15 protein-coding genes and 1 pseudogene are annotated in these 16727 nt (G+C 62.0%); 5 read left to right on the forward strand and 11 right to left on the reverse strand.

All coding sequences use genetic code 11. The annotated features are described in order from the left end of the window. The first annotated feature begins 2 nt into the window (after positions 1-2). Positions 3-311, forward strand: a complete 309-nt coding sequence (locus ELH03_RS14130) for an AzlD family protein (protein WP_128400053.1) — start codon at positions 3-5, stop codon at positions 309-311. A gap of 30 nt (positions 312-341) precedes the next feature. On the opposite strand, the gene ELH03_RS14135 is transcribed toward ELH03_RS14130, so the two are convergent. Then, positions 342-2177: an aminopeptidase P family protein gene (locus ELH03_RS14135; protein WP_128411006.1), complete on the reverse strand. Its 1836-nt coding sequence runs from the start codon at positions 2175-2177 to the stop codon at positions 342-344. A gap of 279 nt (positions 2178-2456) precedes the next feature. On the opposite strand from ELH03_RS14135, the gene ELH03_RS37420 reads away from it, so the two are divergent. After that, entirely contained in the window at positions 2457-2630 is a 174-nt protein-coding gene (locus tag ELH03_RS37420) for a hypothetical protein (protein ID WP_012758267.1), read from the forward strand. Between the two features lie 427 nt (positions 2631-3057). On the opposite strand, the gene ELH03_RS14140 is transcribed toward ELH03_RS37420, so the two are convergent. Beyond that, positions 3058-3936, reverse strand: coding sequence for a 50S ribosomal protein L11 methyltransferase (locus tag ELH03_RS14140; RefSeq protein ID WP_130766431.1), 879 nt, complete (start codon positions 3934-3936; stop codon positions 3058-3060). Between the two features lie 68 nt (positions 3937-4004). After that, on the reverse strand, positions 4005-4607 hold the full coding sequence (locus ELH03_RS14145) for an SCO family protein (protein WP_128411008.1): 603 nt from the start codon (positions 4605-4607) through the stop codon (positions 4005-4007). A gap of 486 nt (positions 4608-5093) precedes the next feature. Here ELH03_RS14145 and ELH03_RS14150 point away from each other — a divergent pair. Together ELH03_RS14150 and ELH03_RS14155 are read left to right on the forward strand one after the other, a co-directional pair. Then, positions 5094-5471 (forward strand): annotated as a pseudogene (locus tag ELH03_RS14150) (methyl-accepting chemotaxis protein); the annotation flags it as partial. A gap of 2 nt (positions 5472-5473) precedes the next feature. After that, positions 5474-5941, forward strand: a complete 468-nt coding sequence (locus tag ELH03_RS14155; RefSeq protein WP_017965084.1) for a chemotaxis protein CheW — start codon at positions 5474-5476, stop codon at positions 5939-5941. Between the two features lie 109 nt (positions 5942-6050). On the opposite strand, the gene ELH03_RS14160 is transcribed toward ELH03_RS14155, so the two are convergent. Further along, the gene (locus ELH03_RS14160; RefSeq protein ID WP_128411010.1) at positions 6051-6545 is read right to left on the reverse strand and encodes a CreA family protein; all 495 of its coding nucleotides are present in this window, start codon (positions 6543-6545) and stop codon (positions 6051-6053) included. Between the two features lie 75 nt (positions 6546-6620). After that, entirely contained in the window at positions 6621-7211 is a 591-nt protein-coding gene (locus tag ELH03_RS14165) for a 3'-5' exonuclease (protein ID WP_128411011.1), read from the reverse strand. A 284-nt stretch (positions 7212-7495) separates the two neighbouring features. On the opposite strand from ELH03_RS14165, the gene ELH03_RS14170 reads away from it, so the two are divergent. Further along, positions 7496-8032: a GNAT family N-acetyltransferase gene (locus ELH03_RS14170; RefSeq protein WP_128411012.1), complete on the forward strand. Its 537-nt coding sequence runs from the start codon at positions 7496-7498 to the stop codon at positions 8030-8032. Positions 8033-8063: 31 nt separating this feature from the next. Here the strand turns inward: ELH03_RS14170 and ligA are convergent, their stop codons facing one another. The 6 genes from ligA to ftsZ all read right to left on the reverse strand — a co-directional run bounded on the left by ligA (position 8064) and on the right by ftsZ (position 16700). Then, on the reverse strand, positions 8064-10220 hold the full coding sequence (gene ligA, locus ELH03_RS14175; RefSeq protein ID WP_130806689.1) for an NAD-dependent DNA ligase LigA: 2157 nt from the start codon (positions 10218-10220) through the stop codon (positions 8064-8066). A 111-nt stretch (positions 10221-10331) separates the two neighbouring features. Beyond that, positions 10332-10859: a DUF6886 family protein gene (locus ELH03_RS14180; RefSeq protein WP_128411976.1), complete on the reverse strand. Its 528-nt coding sequence runs from the start codon at positions 10857-10859 to the stop codon at positions 10332-10334. Positions 10860-10958: 99 nt separating this feature from the next. Beyond that, positions 10959-12632: a DNA repair protein RecN gene (gene recN, locus ELH03_RS14185; RefSeq protein ID WP_130806691.1), complete on the reverse strand. Its 1674-nt coding sequence runs from the start codon at positions 12630-12632 to the stop codon at positions 10959-10961. 5 nt (positions 12633-12637) lie between these two features. Then, positions 12638-13507: an outer membrane protein assembly factor BamD gene (locus ELH03_RS14190; RefSeq protein ID WP_027683752.1), complete on the reverse strand. Its 870-nt coding sequence runs from the start codon at positions 13505-13507 to the stop codon at positions 12638-12640. A gap of 257 nt (positions 13508-13764) precedes the next feature. Continuing rightward, positions 13765-14721 carry a UDP-3-O-acyl-N-acetylglucosamine deacetylase gene (gene lpxC / locus ELH03_RS14195; protein WP_128400063.1) on the reverse strand — a complete coding sequence of 319 codons (957 nt, stop codon included), beginning with the start codon at positions 14719-14721 and terminating at the stop codon, positions 13765-13767. A gap of 260 nt (positions 14722-14981) precedes the next feature. Continuing rightward, a complete protein-coding gene (ftsZ, locus tag ELH03_RS14200; RefSeq protein ID WP_128400064.1) occupies positions 14982-16700 on the reverse strand; it encodes a cell division protein FtsZ in 1719 nt (572 codons plus the stop codon). Between the last annotated feature and the right edge of the window lie 27 nt (positions 16701-16727).

Below are 16727 nucleotides of genomic sequence, written 5' to 3' on the forward strand. Positions count from 1 at the left end.
CCATGGAATTCGATCTTCACATGGCGCTCGTCATCCTCGCCGCAGCACTCGCCACCTTCGCCACCCGCATCGGCGGCTATATCCTCATCACCCGAATGAAGAGCATTCCCCCGCGCATGGAAGCGGCGCTGAATGCCGTGCCGGCCGCCGTGCTGACAACGCTGGTTGCACCCGCCTTCTTTATCGGCGGCTGGGAATCGAAGCTGGCGCTGATCGTCGCCCTCTTCGTCGGCTTGCGCTTCACCCATACGTGGATGCTGGTCGCCGCCTGGATCGTCGTGATGATCTGGCGCCATGCCGGCGGGCTCTGAGCACCGGCCCGGGGCCGGCGCCTAGACATCTTAGTATTCCAGCGGCAGCGTCGCGTTTTCGAGCCACGCCCTGACATCGTGATCATGGATCAGCGGCATCAGCGCCTCGCATGTGCGGCGATGATAGTCGTTGAACCAGTGCAGCTCGTCATGGGTCAGAAGCTCGGGAATGACCAGGCTGCGGTCGATCGGGCAGAAAGTCAGCGTCTCGAATCCGAGCATCGGCGCATCGCCGCCCTCGATCTCTTCGGCCCCGCGCACATAGATCAGGTTCTCGATGCGGATGCCGAAGCTGCCGGGCCGGTAATAGCCCGGCTCGTTCGAAAGGATCATGCCGGGCAGCAGTTCCTGCGTCGAAAGCCTGGAGATGCGCTGCGGCCCTTCATGCACCGAAAGATAGGAGCCGACGCCGTGGCCTGTGCCGTGAGCGAAATCGGCGCCGGCCCGCCACAGCGCGATGCGCGCCAGCGGATCGAGATCGCAGCCGCGCGTGCCCTTGGGGAAACGCGCGGTGCTGATGTCTATCATCCCCTTCAGCACCAGCGTGAAGAAGCGCCGATGCTCTTCCGATACCGCGCCGATGCCGACGGTGCGGGTGATGTCGGTCGTGCCGTTGATATATTGCGCGCCGGAATCGATCAGAAAGAGTTCGCCGGCCTCGATCATCCGGTTGGTCTCGGTCGTCACGCGGTAATGCATGATCGCTGCATGTTCGCCGGCGCCGGAAATCGTGTCGAAGGAAATGTCCTTCAGCGGGTTCTGCATGCTCTGGCCGACGCGGGCGCGTGCCGCTTCCAGATGCTCGGCAGCTGCGATCTCGCTCACCGTGCCGGGCTTCGTCTGCGACAGCCAATAGAGGAATTCCACCATCGCCGCACCGTCCTGCAGATGAGCGGCGGCCGAGCCGTTGATCTCGACGTCGTTCTTCACTGCGCGCGGCAACTTGGCGGGATCGGCGCCCTCCACCACTTCGCCGCCGGCCTTGCGGATGATCTCCGTCAGCGCATAGGAGGCGATATCAGGGTCGATCAGCACGCGGCCGCCATCTCTCGAAACGGCAGCCAACCTCTCCTCCAGCGCCGAGGGCGGCAGCTGCGTGCAGATCTGCGCAAGATAGGCCTCCGGCTCGATGCCGGTCTTGCGCTTGTCGAGGAAGATCTCGGCCCGGCCGTCAGCATGGATGATGGCGCGCGCCAGCGGATGCGGCGTGTGCGGCACGTCGGCGCCGCGGATATTGAAGGTCCAGGCGACAGAAGAGGGATCGGCGATCAACACCGCCGCAAGATTCTTCTTCGAAAGATCGGCGGCGATCGTCGCGATCTTCTCTCTCGCCAGCACGCCGGCCTGCGCAACGTTCTGGATGCTGACCGCGCCGAGCGGCTCGGCCGGCCGGTCGCTCCAAAGCCTGTCGAGCGGATTGTGCGGCAGGAAGACCAGTGTGCCGCCGATCTGCGAAAGCGCTCTTTCCAGACGGCGCACCTCGGCACCCGCATGCAGCCAGGGGTCGATGCCGAGCCGCAGGCCGTTGCTGCCGTTTGCGGCAAGCCAGACATGCGGCGGCTCGTTGACGAGATCGCCGCCCGAAAAGACCGAACCGTCGACCTGTTCGGCAAGCTGCGTCACATAGCGCCCGTCGACGAAGACGATCGCCTGCGTGCGCAGGATGAGCGCAATGCCCGCGGAACCGGTAAAGCCCGTCAGCCACGCGAGACGCTCGGAACCTGCAGGAACATATTCGCCGTTGAACTCGTCGGCGCGCGGCACGAGGAAGGCGTCGATGCCGAGCGAATCGAAACCGGCCCGCAGCGCCGATACACGATCCCTGCCGAATTGCGGCGTGGAGGTAACCTCGAAAGACTGGAACATGCTGGAAACCCGAATGATTGAAACGAATCCGGTTAATGGGATGCCGGCCATGTTAGCGAAATTTCAACCGATGGGGAGAAAAAGCGACCAAACGAGTCGAAACCTCTGGGACCGCTCAACATTTTGACAGAACTGTGACGCCAAAAGTTAATTTGGCACGCTTTATGCATTGGCCGCATGGCTCCCATGAGCGAAACCCTCTGCCTCCGCATTTCAGAATAGCTATATAGGCGTCATCGAACGGTTCGCGATGAACCTATAAACAAAGGAATTCTTGAAATGACCGCCTCTCTCTCGCGCTTCGCATATAGCAGCCCGGTGCAGGCTGGCGAACGCCAGACCGTGCGTCACGTGATCGGCGCCCGCCGCCCGCAGAACGAGGACAGCCTCAAGCTGCTCGGCGCCGGCCAGCGGGCCACGCGCCACAAGGGCGCCCTCAGCTACGCGTTCTAAGCCTGAAAGCCAGTCCGTCTCCTCCCTCCCGGACCGGCCTATTGGAATGCAGTAGAGCCCGCTCGAGCGCTCCTCCCCTTGAGCTCGCGGGCATTGACCGGATAGACCGGTCCAAGGCGGTGCCATTGGCACCGCCTTTTTTGTTTTTTTAGGAAAGGCTTTCTTGCCCTCAGGGCAGCGCAAGAAGCGGCTTCGTTTCGATAGGTGCGCAGACCTCTCCTCACCCTCATCCCTGTGCTCGTCACAGGGATCCGGTGCGCTCAAGTCCTTGGGCGCGGGAAACTCTCTTCAAGGTCGCGGAGTCATTCACCGCGCAGACGCGCGGTGGCTGGATTCCTGTGACAGGCACAGGAATGAGGTGAGGAGGAGACGTCTCGCCTCAAATAAAGCGTGCGGTGCAGGACAAGCCTTCGCCCCGCCAAAAAACTCAGGGTCGGTCGAAGTGGATGGTCACCCAGCCGTTGCGCCAGATGGTTCTGACATGGCGAAGCCTCGCGCCGCTACAGGCGGCAATCACCTTCCAGCGCTGCCCGGCAAGGATGCCGGAGAGAATGACCGATCCGCCAGGCGCAAGATGCGTCGCAAGCTTCGGCGCCATGCGGATCAGCGGCCGGGCGAGAATGTTGGCGATGATGAGATCGAAGGGACCGTGCTCGGAAAAGGCCGTCGAATGAAAGCCCGGCGCGGTCCTGGCGACGATGCCCGAGGCGATGCCGTTGCGGCGCACGTTTTCGGCCGCCACCTTCGTCGCGATCGGATCGATGTCGGTCGCAAGCACTGGTATGTTCCTGAGCTTGCGCACCGCAATCGCCAGCACGCCGCTGCCGGTGCCGAGATCGAGTGCGTTGCGGACCGGGCGCGAGCGCACCACGGCATCGATCACTTCGAGGCAGCCCGCCGTCGTGCCGTGATGACCTGTACCGAAGGCCTGGCCGGCATCGATCTCGATGGCGATGTCGCCGGGGCGAACTTTGTCGCGGTCATGCGAACCATGCACCAGGAAGCGCCCTGCCCTGACGGGCTTCAGCCCCTCCAGCGATTTCACCACCCAGTCGACATCCGGGATGACTTCCCGCTCCAGCCGGGCATCAGGGAAAGAGGTCTTCAATGCGTCCTCGACGCGGGAATGCACCTCCGCCTCGTCCTCGGCCATCATATAGATCGAGGCTTCCCAGATATCCTTCTTCTCATCGATTTCGGTGGTGCCGATGGCAAAGTCTTCTTCACCGAAGACCGCGCTCAGAAGGTCGAGGATCTCTTCGGCCTTGCTTTCGGTCGTCGTCACGTAAAGGCGGATTTCACTCACGATAGGCGGTCTTTCCCGTTTCCGTTGCCCGCCATCGGTCGAGCCAACGCCCCATCACGCTGAAACCATCACCCCTTGTTGACGAGATTCTCCAGCTTCTTTACCGCCGTGTCCGGGTTTTCGCCATAGGCGATTGTTCCGGAAAACCGCCCGGCCGAATCGAGCAGGAAGACCGAGGCGGTGTGATCCATCGTATAGTCGCCATTCGGATCCTTCTCGTCGACCGGCACCTTTTTGGCGTAGACGCGGAACCCCTTGATGACCTCGGCGATCTTGTCAGGCGCGCCGGAAATGCCGGTGATGCGCTTGGAAACGTTGGAGACGTATTCGTTCATGATCTCGGGCGTGTCGCGCTCCGGATCGACGGTCACGAAATAGGCCTGCAGCTTGTCGCCCTTCGGATCGACCTTCTCCATCCAGCCGTTCAGCTCGAAAAGCGTCGTCGGGCAGACTTCCGGGCAATGGGTGAAGCCGAAAAACAGCGCCGTCGGTTTGCCGCGCAGCGCCTGCTCGGTGATCGGCTGTCCGCTTTGGGAGACCAGGGTGAAGGGCACGCCGAAGGGAGCCTCCGCCACCACATTCCCCGATCTGTTGAGATAGTACGTGAACCCGCCGAGAAACCCGGCCAGTATCAGGACACCGACCCAGACGGCGATGCGGAATGTCTTCATTGGCATGATCCTCGATCCAGGCGGATATGTACCGCCCGCCCCTTGCCCCGCGTGATTATCGTCTCGACCGGACGGGCGCAATTCAACAATATGTTTTCTAACCCGCGATCGATTGTCTCACCGGACACGACCAGCCGTGCCCCGGTCGGATCGGCTAAAAATTGAAAGCAACACATTTTGATGATGTGTTTCTCAGCCGAACAAACAGTTTCGAGATAGATATCGTTAGCAAAGGCTTAAGCCGTTGTATCTATATTAGCAATTGCGTGCGGCGCTCTTCTGCCGTTCTGACATGATGTCTGCCGCGTGGCGAAAACCCCGGACTCCGCATGAGGGAAGACAAACACGAATCCGAGCGGTTTGCGGGAGGGGTATTTCGTGACCAACTCAGCGGCGCGCAAGAGCCTGTCGGTCAGCCAACGGCTTTCGACGCTCGACGGCGCGGCGTTTCCAGGTTCCGGAACAGTGATCGGCGTCGGCTGGTACGAAGCGCTTCGCCAGATCGGCGAGGATGTTTTGCGCATCGATGAACATGTTAAATCAATCGTAACCTCTGCGCGCGAACAATCCGTGGGACTGAACGAAATCAATACATCCATCAGCCAGATGGATCAGGTCACGCAGACGAACGCCGCAAGCCATACGCTCGCCATCGACGCGGAAAACCTGAGGCAACTGGTCATGCAGTTCAAGACCGGCGAGGGCATGAGCGCCCGGCAAACGCCGCGAGAGGGACCTGCCGCCTCGCATTCGAGACCATCACCCGCGCGCAGCCTGATCGGTAAAGTCGCGGTCGCATTCAACGGCGGCACTGCCGCCAAAGTCATCGCTTCTCCCGTCGGGGACAACTGGGAAGAATTCTGACCATGAACAACAACGCCATCAAGCAGTCGGGCGCCTATCTCGAAATCGTTTCGTTCCACCTGGGCGACCAGGAATTCTGCATCGACATCATGGCCATCCGCGAAATCCGCGGCTGGGCACCGGTGACGCCGATGCCGCACACCCCGCCTTATGTGCTGGGTCTCATCAACCTGCGCGGTGCGGTGATCCCCGTCATCGACATGGCCTGCCGCCTCGGCATGAAGATGACCGAGCCCTCCGAGCGCTCGGCGATCATCGTCACCGACATCGCCGGCAAGCTGGTCGGCCTGCTGGTGGAGCAGGTTTCCGACATGATGACCATCAAGAGCGAAGACCTGCAGCCACCGCCGGAAATCATCCCGGAAGCTCAGCGCGCCTTCTGCCGCGGCATCGTCGCGCTCGAAAAGACCATGGTCTGCTTCTTGAACCTCGACACGGTCATTGCCGACGAACTGACCCAGGCGGCCTGAGGGCTATCCATATCTGGAATTCGAAGGCCCGGCTCGTCCGGGCCTTTTTGATTTTGGAATGAGCAAAAAAGGGAGGCGGTGCTCTTTCCAAAATCTCATCGCAGAAGGCCTATTGCGGCTTCCCATTCTTCCAGACAACGTTCTGCCCATAGAGCGGAATGGTCGAGATCGACATCTTCGCCGAACCGTCGGTCAGTTCGCGCGAATGGGCGAGATAGATCAGCGTGTCGTTCGTCTTGTCGTAGATGCGGTTGACGACCAGCGTCTTCCAGATCAGCGACATGCCCTGGCGGAACACCTCGCTGCCATCCTTGGACAGGTCGATATTACCGATCTCGATCGGCCCGGTCTGCCGGCAGGCGATGGAATTATTGGACGGGTCCTCGAACCAGTTGCCGTTCTTGAACCGGTCGATCAGGCTGCGATCGAAATAGGTGACGTGACAGGTGATGCCCTTGACCTCCGGGTCGGAGACCGCCTCGACAATGATGTCGTTGCCGATCCAGTCGACCCCGACCTTGCCGACGACTTCGGCTGAGGCAGCACCTGCGGACAGGGCGGCGAAAGAAAAGGCGGCGAGGAGAAGATTGCGCAGTCTGGACATGGCGGCTCCCTGAATAATCCGCATTTTAGATAAGCATGCACCCATGCTTTGCAAGAAATGGGCTCGCGGAAGGGATCAGCCTTTCCGGCAGGTGCAGGGCTCGTAGGCCTGCGCCGTCAGCCGGCCGGGCCTCATGCCGATCAGCGCCGGTATCGCGTGAACGGCGTTGGCCTTGACCGCTTTCGCCATCTCGATCGCTGCGGCCGCGCAGACCACAGCATCCTCGGCCGCGTTGTGGTGCACGAAACGCAGGCCGAGATGCTCGGCGATCAGGTTCAGCCGGTGCGAGAGGAAATGTGGCCAGATCCGCTGCGCCATCTTCAGGCTGCAGAGATAGGTAAGCTCCGGATAGGATTGCCGGTAGAGATCGAGGCTCGCCCGCCAGACGCTGAAATCGAAGGCGGCATTGTGCGCGATCATCGTCGCGCCGCGAAAATCTTCCTCGAACTCGTCCATCACCTCGGGAAACTCGGGCGCGTCCTCGACATGCTCCGGCCTGATGCCATGGATTGCGATGTTCATCCCGGAAAAGCGCATGTCCCGCGGCCGGATCAGCCGCTCCTCGACGCGCGTCACCCTGCCCTCCTCGATCCAGGCAAGGCCGACGGAACAGGCGCTGCCGCGTTGTTCGTTCGCCGTCTCGAAGTCAATCGCGATGGTCTTCAAATCAGCAACCCGAATCGTTTCTTCAGGAACAGGAATACCGCCCCGCTTCCGGCCGCGCAAATTCGACACGACGCATGGTTGACTTTTTAACGCGCATATCGAAACTTGTTGCCATGATCGGTTCCGTGACCATGGCAGCGCTTATCCATCACACCACGACCCTTGAAGGGTACGCGGGAGCGATGGCGCGTTAGCAGCGATCCGATCATCATCCCGAAAACCCTGCCGAGGCGAGCAGGGTTTTCGGAAACCGGCTCTCCTCCCGACACCGATGGAGAGCATGAATGTCCGAAAACGAAGAGAATGAACCTCGCAGCCGAGCGCGCCTGCCGGATGGCGTCCTTGTGCGCGCCGTCCGCCTGTCCGATGCGGAGGAGATCACGGATCTCATAAATCTGCCGGGCTACAGGGCCAGCACCTTGAGGCCGCCCTACCAGCGGGTCGAGGAGGTTCGCAAACACATGGAAAACCCGTCGCCGGACGCGCTCAACCTCGTCGTCACCAAAGATGGCAAGATTGTCGGCAATGGTGGCCTCAACCGCCTCTCCGGCCGCCGGCAGCACGTCGCCAGTATCGGCATGGGTGTACATGACGATTTCACCGGCCGCGGCTTCGGACGGATCCTGCTCGGCGCGATGGTCGACGCCGCCGACGACTGGCTCGATATCAAACGGCTGGAACTGACCGTCTATACCGACAACGATGTCGCGATCGGCCTCTACCGGAAATTCGGCTTCGAACAGGAAGGCCTGCTAAGGGCTTTCGGCTTTCGATCAGGGGAGTATGTCGACGCCTATACGATGGCGCGGCTCAGGCTATGAGAAAACGGGCTGGCGGCTTGCCGTCAGCCCCTCACCCGCTGATCAGTGCCAGCCATTCGTCCTCGTCCATCGTCTGCACGCCAAGCTCGCGTGCCTTGTCGAGCTTGGAGCCAGCACCTGGGCCGGCGACGACGATGTCGGTCTTCTTGGAGACCGATCCCGCCACCTTGGCGCCGAGGCTTTCCGCCCTCGCCTTCGCCTCGTCGCGGGTGAATTTTTCCAGCGAGCCGGTGAAAACCACGGTCTTGCCGGCGACCGGGCTGCCTGCCGTCACCGGCTGCTCGGCCTCCTCGGGCGTCACCTCCTCGATAAGCCGGGTGATCACCTCGACATTGCGCGGCTCCTTGTAGAATTCGACGATAGCCCGCGCCACGACCTCGCCGATACCCTCGATGGCGTTGAGATCGTTCCATGCGTCGCCGGCAAGCGTCTCGGCTTCCCGCATCCCCGTCTCAAAGGCGGCATAGGTGCCATAGGAGCGCGCCAGCAGCTTCGCCGTAGTCTCGCCGACATGACGGATGCCGAGCGCGTAGATGAAGCGGTGGAGCGCGATGCTGCGCCGTTCATTGATCGCCGCATATAGCTTGCCGACGCTGACCTTGCCGAAACCATCAATATTCTCCAGCTTGGTCAGCGATTGCTGCTGACGCTTCTCCAGCGTGAAGATATCGGGCGCGGTGCGGATCTGCAGCGACGCGTCCTCGTTTTCGAAGAAGAAGTCGATCTGCTTCGAACCGAGCCCTTCAATATCGAAAGCGTTGCGCGAAACGAAGTGCTTCAAATGCTCCGTCGCCTGCGCCCGGCAGATGAAGCCACCGGTGCAGCGGCGCACCGAATCCATCTTGCCGGTCTTCTCGTTGACCTCGCGCACGGCATGCGAACCGCAGACCGGGCATGTCTTCGGGAATTCGTATGGCCGGGCGTCGGCCGCGCGTTTTTCCATCACCACATCGAGGATCTGCGGAATGACGTCGCCGGCGCGCTGGACGATGACGGTATCGCCTTCACGGATATCGTGTTCCTCCGGCCGGATGCGTTCGCCGCTATTGCCGATGCCCTTGATGTAATCCTCGTTGTGCAGCGTGGCATTGGTGACGACGACGCCGCCAACCGTGATCGGCTTCAGCCGCGCCACCGGCGTCAGCGCCCCGGTGCGGCCGACCTGGATCTCGACCTTCTCGACCTCGGTGAAGGCCTGCTCCGCCGGAAACTTGTGCGCCGTCGCCCAGCGCGGCGAACGCGAGCGGAAGCCGAGACGAGCCTGCAGCTCGAGACTGTCGACCTTATAGACGACGCCGTCGATGTCGTAGTCGAGATCCGGACGCTCGAGGCCGATCTCGTCATAATGCGCCAGGATGTCGGCGACCGAGTTCAACCGCTTCATCAGCGGATTGACCGGAAAACCCCAGGCCTTGAAGGTCTGCACCATGGCAAATTGCGTGTCGGCGGGCATCTCCGACATCTCGCCCCAGGCATAAGCGAAGAATTTCAGCTTGCGGCTCGCCGTCACCTTGGCGTCGAGTTGGCGCAGCGATCCGGCCGCGGTGTTGCGCGGATTGACATAGGTCTGCTTGCCCTCCGCCTCCATCTGCCGGTTCAGCGCCAGGAAATCGCTCTTGGCCATATAGACTTCACCGCGGATCTCCACGACCGCGGGCACGCCTTTCGGCAGCTCGCTGGGGATCTCGGCGATGGTCCGGATGTTGGCGGTAACATTCTCCCCCGTCGTGCCGTCGCCACGCGTCGCAGCTGTCACCAGCCTGCCATTCTCGTAACGGATCGACATCGAGAGACCGTCGATCTTCGGCTCGGCGGTAAAGGCGATCGACTGGTCAGGCAGCCGGCCAAGGAAGCGATAGACGCCGGCGACGAAATCCTGCACGTCCTCCTGCGAGAAAGTGTTGTCGAGCGACAGCATCGGCCGCGCGTGGATGACGGGCGAGAAAGTGACGGAGGGCGCTGCACCGACATGGCGCGATGGGCTGTCTTCGCGGATCAACTCGGGAAACCGCACTTCCAGCGCATCATTGCGGCGCTTCAGCGCGTCGTAATCGGCATCCGAAATCTCCGGCTGGTCCTTGCCGTGGTAGAGCGCATCATGATGCGCAATCTCCTTTGCCAGCCGTTCAAGCTCGGCGGCAGCCTCTTCGATCGTCAACGTGTCGACGGCGGAACCTTCGGTGGACATGGAACATCACTCCAGAGAATCTGGTCAGAAAATCTGGATTGTTTTTAGAGCAAAATTGCCGGATGAAAAGAGAGGCCGCGGTCCTTCGAAAGGAAGATCGGTCTACCCGGCCTATTCCCAATCCCTGGCATTGCGCAACCGGATCCCGCTGACATGCAGGCTGGTGCTCCAGAGGTTCTTCAACGGCCGCAGGCTATCGACCACCCGAAGCTCCACCCCGCGCGGCGCAAACTCTTGATCGAGCCGTAAGATGGTGGTCCTCTCCATGGGAATGACGCGTCTGCGGGCTACCCACATGCCCGCATCATCCAGATTCTCGAAGCCCTCAGTCGGCATTTCATAACGATGGATCGTCTCTGCCGAGAGCCTTTCCATCCACTGGCGCTCGATAAAGGCCGCAGCCCGCCACTCGCCGAGCCAGCGCCGCCGCTCCGTCTCCAGCGTCTCGGGTTTCGCCCATAGCAGGATGCGGGGGCAGTCACGCGGAAAGAGATACATAAAGTCATGATCGGCATCGATTGCCCAGACGAGCGGACCGTTCAGCCATTCCCGGCCGGGCGCGCGGGCGGAGGGAATGCGAACCGGGCGCGGTTCGAACGCTACGATACCGGGATCGTCGCTGAAATGGAAAAGTCGCATGACTTGAGCTCACCGCCGATCGGGAAGCTTCAGCGCATATCGCGATGCGCGGTGATTGTCATCCCGCCGGCCCGGGCGGAAAGAGCATCGGAAGAAAAGTCAGCCGTTGCCGGCCAGCAGCCGCTTCGCCGCCGCTCTCGCTTCCTCGGTCACCGAAGCCCCTGCCAACATACGGGCAATCTCCTCGGTGCGGTCCTTCGGCGCCATCGTCGCGACGCGGGTGGCGATCTTTTCCGAACCGTCGGCCGCCGGCCCCTTGGAGATCAAGAGATGCGTCGCCGCCCGTGCCGCGACCTGCGGCGCATGCGTAACCGATAGCACCTGCACCCGCTCAGACAGCCGCTTCAGCCGCTGGCCGATCGCATCGGCCACCGCACCGCCGACGCCGGTATCGATTTCGTCGAAGACCAGCGTCGGAGCCGATCCGCGATCGGCGAGCGCCACCTTCAGTGCCAGCAGGAAACGCGAGAGTTCGCCGCCCGAGGCGACCTTCATGATCGAGCCTGGACGCGTGCCTGGATTGGTCTGGACATGGAATTCGACGACGTCGATGCCTTCGGCCAGCGCCTCCCCCGCATCCGTGCTGATCTCGACCATGAAACGGGCGCGTTCGAGCTTCAGCGCCGGCAGCTCGGCCATGACAGCCGCAGCCAGTGCGGTGCCGGCATGATGTCGCTTGTCGGACAGCGAGCGCGCCGCCGCATCGTAATTTTCCCGCGCCAGGCCAACCTCGGCTTCGAGCCGCGCAAGCCGCTCCTCGCCAGCGTCGAGATCGGCAAGATCGGCGATCATGCGCAAGGCAAGCGCTGGCAGTTCGGTGACGGGCACGGAATATTTGCGCGAGGCGGCCCTGAGCGCGAAAAGCCGCTCCTCCACCCGCTCCAGCTCTCTCGGATCGTATTCAGTCTTGCGGAGTGCCGCCTCGACTTCCATCTGCGCGTTGGAAAGCTGATCGAGCGCGGCATCGAGCAGCATCACGGTGTCTTCGAGCAGTCCCGGCGCCTCGTGGCTCTTACGCTCCAGCCGGCGCACCAGCGAGGCGATATGGGGCACCGGCGAGGCATTGCCGTTCAGGAATTCGGACGCCTCGGCGATATCGCCGGCGATTCGCTCGGCCTTCATCATCTTCTGCCGGCGATCGGCGAGCTCTTCCTCCTCGCCATCCTGCGGCGAGAGCTTCTCGAGCTCCTCGACCGAAGAGCGCAGGTAGTCGGCTTCGCGCGCAGCACTTTCAACCTTCTCCCTATGCTTCTTCAGCATCCGCTCGCTGTCGCGCCACAGGCGATAGAGCCGGGAAACCTCCGAAACCTCGTCGGTGAGGCCGGCGAAAGCATCAAGCAGGGTGCGATGGGCATTGGTGTCGACAAGGGCGCGATCGTCGTGCTGTCCGTGGATTTCGACTAGCAACTGACCGGCCTGGCGCATCAACTGCACGCTGACCGGCTGGTCGTTGACATAGGCCTTGGTGCGCCCGTCCGCCGATTGCTGGCGGCGGAAAATCAGGTCGCCCTCGTCATCGATGCCGTTTTCGCGCAGGAGTGTGCGGGCGCCGTGTTCCATGCCGACGTCGAACACCGCCGTCACCTGGCCTTTGTCCTCGCCATGGCGCACTAGGTCGCCGTCGCCGCGCCCACCGAGCGCCAGCGACAGGCTGTCGAGCAGGATGGATTTACCCGCCCCGGTCTCGCCCGTCAGCACGGAGAGGCCGGTCTCGAAGGCAAGATCCAGCCGCTCGATCAGGACGATATCGCGGATCGAAAGCTGGATCAGCATTGGCCTCAGGAACCGAGAAGAAGTTTCTTGCCCGCTGCGGCGATCCACGAGCCCTTGTTTTCACGCGGCTCGGCACCGCCGCTCTGCAGCAGCTTGTAGGAATCAGCATACCACTGGCTGTCGGGATAATTGTGACCGAGAACGGCAGCGGCTGTCTGCGCCTCGTCGACGATGCCCATGGCGTAATAAGCTTCGACGAGACGCGCTAAGGCCTCTTCGATCTGGTTCGTATTCGGATATTTCTCGACGACGATGCGGAAGCGCGAGATCGCGGCGAGATATTCCTTCCGCTCCATGTAGTAGCGGCCGATCTGCATTTCCTTGCCGGCGAGCTGATCGCGCGAGAAGCGGATCTTGGCCTGTGCATCGTCGACATATTCGGAGTTCGGATAGTTGTCGATGACGGCCTGCATCGCCTCGATCGTCTTGGCCGAGGCGCGCTGGTCCTGCGTCACGTCGACGATCTGCTTGGAATAGGTGAGACCGATGAGATACTGCACATAGGCAGCATCCTGGGACTTCGGATATTGCGACATGTAGCGGTTGCCCGAAGCAAGCGCATCGTCCAAACGGCCCTGCCGGTATTTGACGAAGGTGCTCATCACAAGCGCCTTGCGCGCCCATTCGGAGAACGGGTTTTCGCGGTCGATCGCGTCGAACTTGCGCGCCGCTTCCGCCATGTTGCCGGCCTTCATATTGGCAAGGCCCTGGGTGTAGAGCACGTCAGGCGGATCGGTTTCGAGACCGAGCTTGGTGATGTCGATATCGGGATCCGACTGGCAACCGGAGATCGAGGCGCCTGCGCTGAGCACCAGAAGCGATGCGAACAAAGCGCGCGCTGTCTTCATCATACCTTCAGATCCTGCATAACCCATTCGAAAGAACCCCACTGCTGCCGCTCTCTCCACGGCAGCCACGCCTCGCTGGCGTTTCTAGCCACAAATGTGCATCAAGAGCAACGCAATGATAAGGCATTAACGCATTTTTGTGGCAACAGCCGCAGAATGATCGGCTTTTCAACTTCTTCCCGACCTGTGGCGGCCAAGCATCGGTCTATTGCCGCAGACACGGCCGGACATAAAAAAACCGCCTCCGGGAAAGAGGCGGCCTGGTCTTGAGAATATGCTGGAGGTCATGCCGACCAGGGAGCGAATTCCGAAGCGCTGACTGCAATCAGTTCGCGGGCAGCAACGCGCTGGCGCGGCGTCGACGTCTCCACAACCTCGTAGGCGGAGGGATCGGCGAGCAGCGCCTTCAGCGCATTGGCATTCATCTTGTGACCGCCGCGATAGGAACGGTAGCAGCCGATGAACTGGACGCCGGCAAGCGAGAGATCGCCGACGGCATCGAGCGTCTTGTGGCGGACGAATTCATCCTTGGCGTAACGCAGCCCTTCGACGTTGATGACGGTGTTGTCGTCCGAGATGACGACGGAATTTTCAAGCGAGGAGCCGAGCGCGTGGCCCGACGCCCAGAGACGCTCGACATCGCGCATGAAACCGAAGGTGCGGGCGCGGGAAAGCTCGGCCTTGAAGACGGCGGCGGTCATGTCACCGGCCCACTTCTGCCGGCCGATCAGCGGGCAGTCGAAATCGATCTCGACTTCGAAGCGCGTACCGTCATAGGGACGGAATTCACTCCAGGAGCCGCCATGCTCGATGCGCACCGGCTTGGTGATACGGATATAACGGCGCTTGACGCCGAGCGAGACGAGACCGACCTGCTCGATCGCCTCGACGAAAGGCAGCGAGCTGCCGTCCATGATCGGCATTTCGGAGCCCTGCACCTCGATCACCACATTGTCGAGGCCAAGCGCATAGACGGCGGCCATGACATGCTCGATCGTCGCGACCGAATGGGCCGGCGAGAAGCCGAGGACAGTGCAGAGGTCAGTATTGCCGACCTGCGAGGAGACGGCCTTGAGTTCGGTGATGTCGCCATTGTCATGCAGGCGCTGGAAAACGACGCCGGTGTCCGATTCGGCCGGGTTCAGGGTGATCGAGACTTCTGCGCCCGAATGCACTCCGATGCCCGAAAGCGTCACGGGACGCGATACCGTCGTTTGAAAACCCAGCAAGCCAATTGCCATAAATTCTGCCTTTTATTCTTCCGTACCGGCGGTCTGCCCGATCGGCACGGTCATCGTTCATTCTGCAGAAGGAGCTGTTGAAAGCCTCCTAGGGCAGTTTTCTTGCCCCATACTTACGTGCGCCGGCGCTCCAATCCAAATCACTGTTTCTTTCGCTTTGTTACGAAGTCAGACGATTGAAATCGCTTGCGAATCATAGGCTGAAAAACAGCAATGCCCGGGACCTTGATCCCGGGCATGAACGGTGCCGAAGCACGCACTCAGTTCGACTGGCGACGCAGGAATGCCGGGATCTCCAGCTGGTCGTCTTCCTGCATCATCCGGGCCTGCGGAACTGCCCGGCCCTGGTCGTCGAGGTTGCCGCGACGCGGTGCGTAGAGGCTTGCCTCCGGCGACAGCGGACGGCGCTGCTGCGAAGCGGCCGGCGGTGCGGCGGTCATATCGGCGGCAACGGCGTCGTCGTCACGGCGGCCAAGCGAATTGGTGATTCGCTTGAGCAGGCCCATCGGACCGCGCTCCTCTGCCGCATGCGCGGAGGCCGGCTGCGTGCGGTGGTCGAGTTCGGCCTGGACGACCGGCGGGAAATCCTCGACCTTCGGCATGCGCATCGGTTCGGGCGCCTGGCGGATGGTCGGCTCCTGCCGGACCGGCTGCTGCTGAACCGGCTGGCTTATGACCGGCTGGCTCATGACGGGCGCCGGAGCCTGCTGCTGAACCGATGCCGGACGCATTGCCGGAGCTTCCGGTGCAGGCGCGAAGATCTTGCTCTGCGGACGGAAGGTCTCCTGCTGTGGAGCCGGCTGCTGCAGCGGTGCGGCAGCACGCGGGGCCGGAATTTCGAGCTCGCGTTCCATCTCGGCTTCGCGGATGGTCTGCGCGATCGGATCCATGGCCTTCGGTGCCTGCATCACGGGGGCAGGCTGAACTGCGGCCGCTGCCGGAGCAACAGCCGCGGAGGGACGGATAGCGGGCCTTGCTGCCGGCTGGAGGTTCCGCTCGGCGGCTTCGTTCATCGCCCGGTCGATGCCGGTTGCGACGACCGAGACGCGGATGATGCCCTCGAGCGATTCGTCGAAGGTGGCGCCGAGGATGATGTTGGCGTCCGGATCGACTTCCTCGCGGATGCGGGTCGCGGCTTCGTCGACTTCGAAGAGGGTGAGGTCGCGACCGCCGGTGATGGAGATCAGCAGGCCCTGAGCGCCCTTCATCGAGGTTTCGTCAAGCAGCGGATTGGCGATCGCAGCCTCTGCGGCCTGCAGCGCGCGGCCGGAGCCGGAGGCTTCGCCGGTGCCCATCATCGCGCGGCCCATTTCGCGCATCACCGAGCGGACGTCGGCGAAGTCGAGGTTGATCAGGCCTTCCTTGACCATCAGGTCGGTGATGCAGGCAACGCCCGAATAGAGAACCTGGTCGGCCATAGCGAAGGCATCGGCGAAGGTCGTCTTGTCGTTGGCAATGCGGAAGAGGTTCTGGTTCGGAATGACGATCAGCGTATCGACAGACTTCTGCAGTTCCTGGATGCCCATCTCGGCCAAACGCATGCGGCGCCCGCCTTCGAAATGGAACGGCTTGGTGACGACGCCGACCGTCAGGATGCCCTTGTTGCGGGCCGCCTGCGCGACAACGGGCGCAGCGCCCGTGCCGGTGCCGCCGCCCATGCCGGCGGTGACGAAACACATATGCGTGCCGTTCAGGTGATCGACGATCTCGTCGATGCACTCCTCGGCGGCCGCGCGACCGACTTCCGGCTGCGAGCCGGCACCGAGGCCTTCGGTGACATTGACGCCGAGCTGGATGATGCGCTCAGCCTTCGTCATCGTCAGCGCCTGCGCATCCGTGTTGGCGACGACGAAGTCGACGCCCTGGAGGCCGGCGGTGATCATGTTGTTGACGGCATTGCCGCCACCGCCGCCAACGCCGAACACGGTGATGCGCGGCTTCAGCTCTGTGATGTCAGGCTTTTGCAGCTTGATGGTCATGGTACCTGTTCCTTCTCTCTCTGGCCG

It is taken from the genome of Rhizobium beringeri, assembly GCF_004306515.1.
In the GTDB taxonomy this organism is placed as follows: Bacteria; Pseudomonadota; Alphaproteobacteria; order Rhizobiales; family Rhizobiaceae; genus Rhizobium; species Rhizobium beringeri.

What these genes read in the sequence shown, in the direction of transcription:
- ELH03_RS14130 (WP_128400053.1), top strand. Translation starts at nt 3, where the DNA reads ATGGAATTCGATCTTCACATGGCGCTCGTCATCCTCGCCGCAGCACTC.
- ELH03_RS14135 (WP_128411006.1), bottom strand. Translation starts at nt 2,177, where the DNA reads ATGTTCCAGTCTTTCGAGGTTACCTCCACGCCGCAATTCGGCAGGGAT.
- ELH03_RS37420 (WP_012758267.1), top strand. Translation starts at nt 2,457, where the DNA reads ATGACCGCCTCTCTCTCGCGCTTCGCATATAGCAGCCCGGTGCAGGCT.
- ELH03_RS14145 (WP_128411008.1), bottom strand. Translation starts at nt 4,607, where the DNA reads ATGAAGACATTCCGCATCGCCGTCTGGGTCGGTGTCCTGATACTGGCC.
- ELH03_RS14155 (WP_017965084.1), top strand. Translation starts at nt 5,474, where the DNA reads ATGAACAACAACGCCATCAAGCAGTCGGGCGCCTATCTCGAAATCGTT.
- ELH03_RS14160 (WP_128411010.1), bottom strand. Translation starts at nt 6,545, where the DNA reads ATGTCCAGACTGCGCAATCTTCTCCTCGCCGCCTTTTCTTTCGCCGCC.
- ELH03_RS14170 (WP_128411012.1), top strand. Translation starts at nt 7,496, where the DNA reads ATGTCCGAAAACGAAGAGAATGAACCTCGCAGCCGAGCGCGCCTGCCG.
- ligA (WP_130806689.1), bottom strand. Translation starts at nt 10,220, where the DNA reads ATGTCCACCGAAGGTTCCGCCGTCGACACGTTGACGATCGAAGAGGCT.
- ELH03_RS14180 (WP_128411976.1), bottom strand. Translation starts at nt 10,859, where the DNA reads ATGCGACTTTTCCATTTCAGCGACGATCCCGGTATCGTAGCGTTCGAA.
- recN (WP_130806691.1), bottom strand. Translation starts at nt 12,632, where the DNA reads ATGCTGATCCAGCTTTCGATCCGCGATATCGTCCTGATCGAGCGGCTG.
- ELH03_RS14190 (WP_027683752.1), bottom strand. Translation starts at nt 13,507, where the DNA reads ATGGGTTATGCAGGATCTGAAGGTATGATGAAGACAGCGCGCGCTTTG.
- lpxC (WP_128400063.1), bottom strand. Translation starts at nt 14,721, where the DNA reads ATGGCAATTGGCTTGCTGGGTTTTCAAACGACGGTATCGCGTCCCGTG.
- ftsZ (WP_128400064.1), bottom strand. Translation starts at nt 16,700, where the DNA reads ATGACCATCAAGCTGCAAAAGCCTGACATCACAGAGCTGAAGCCGCGC.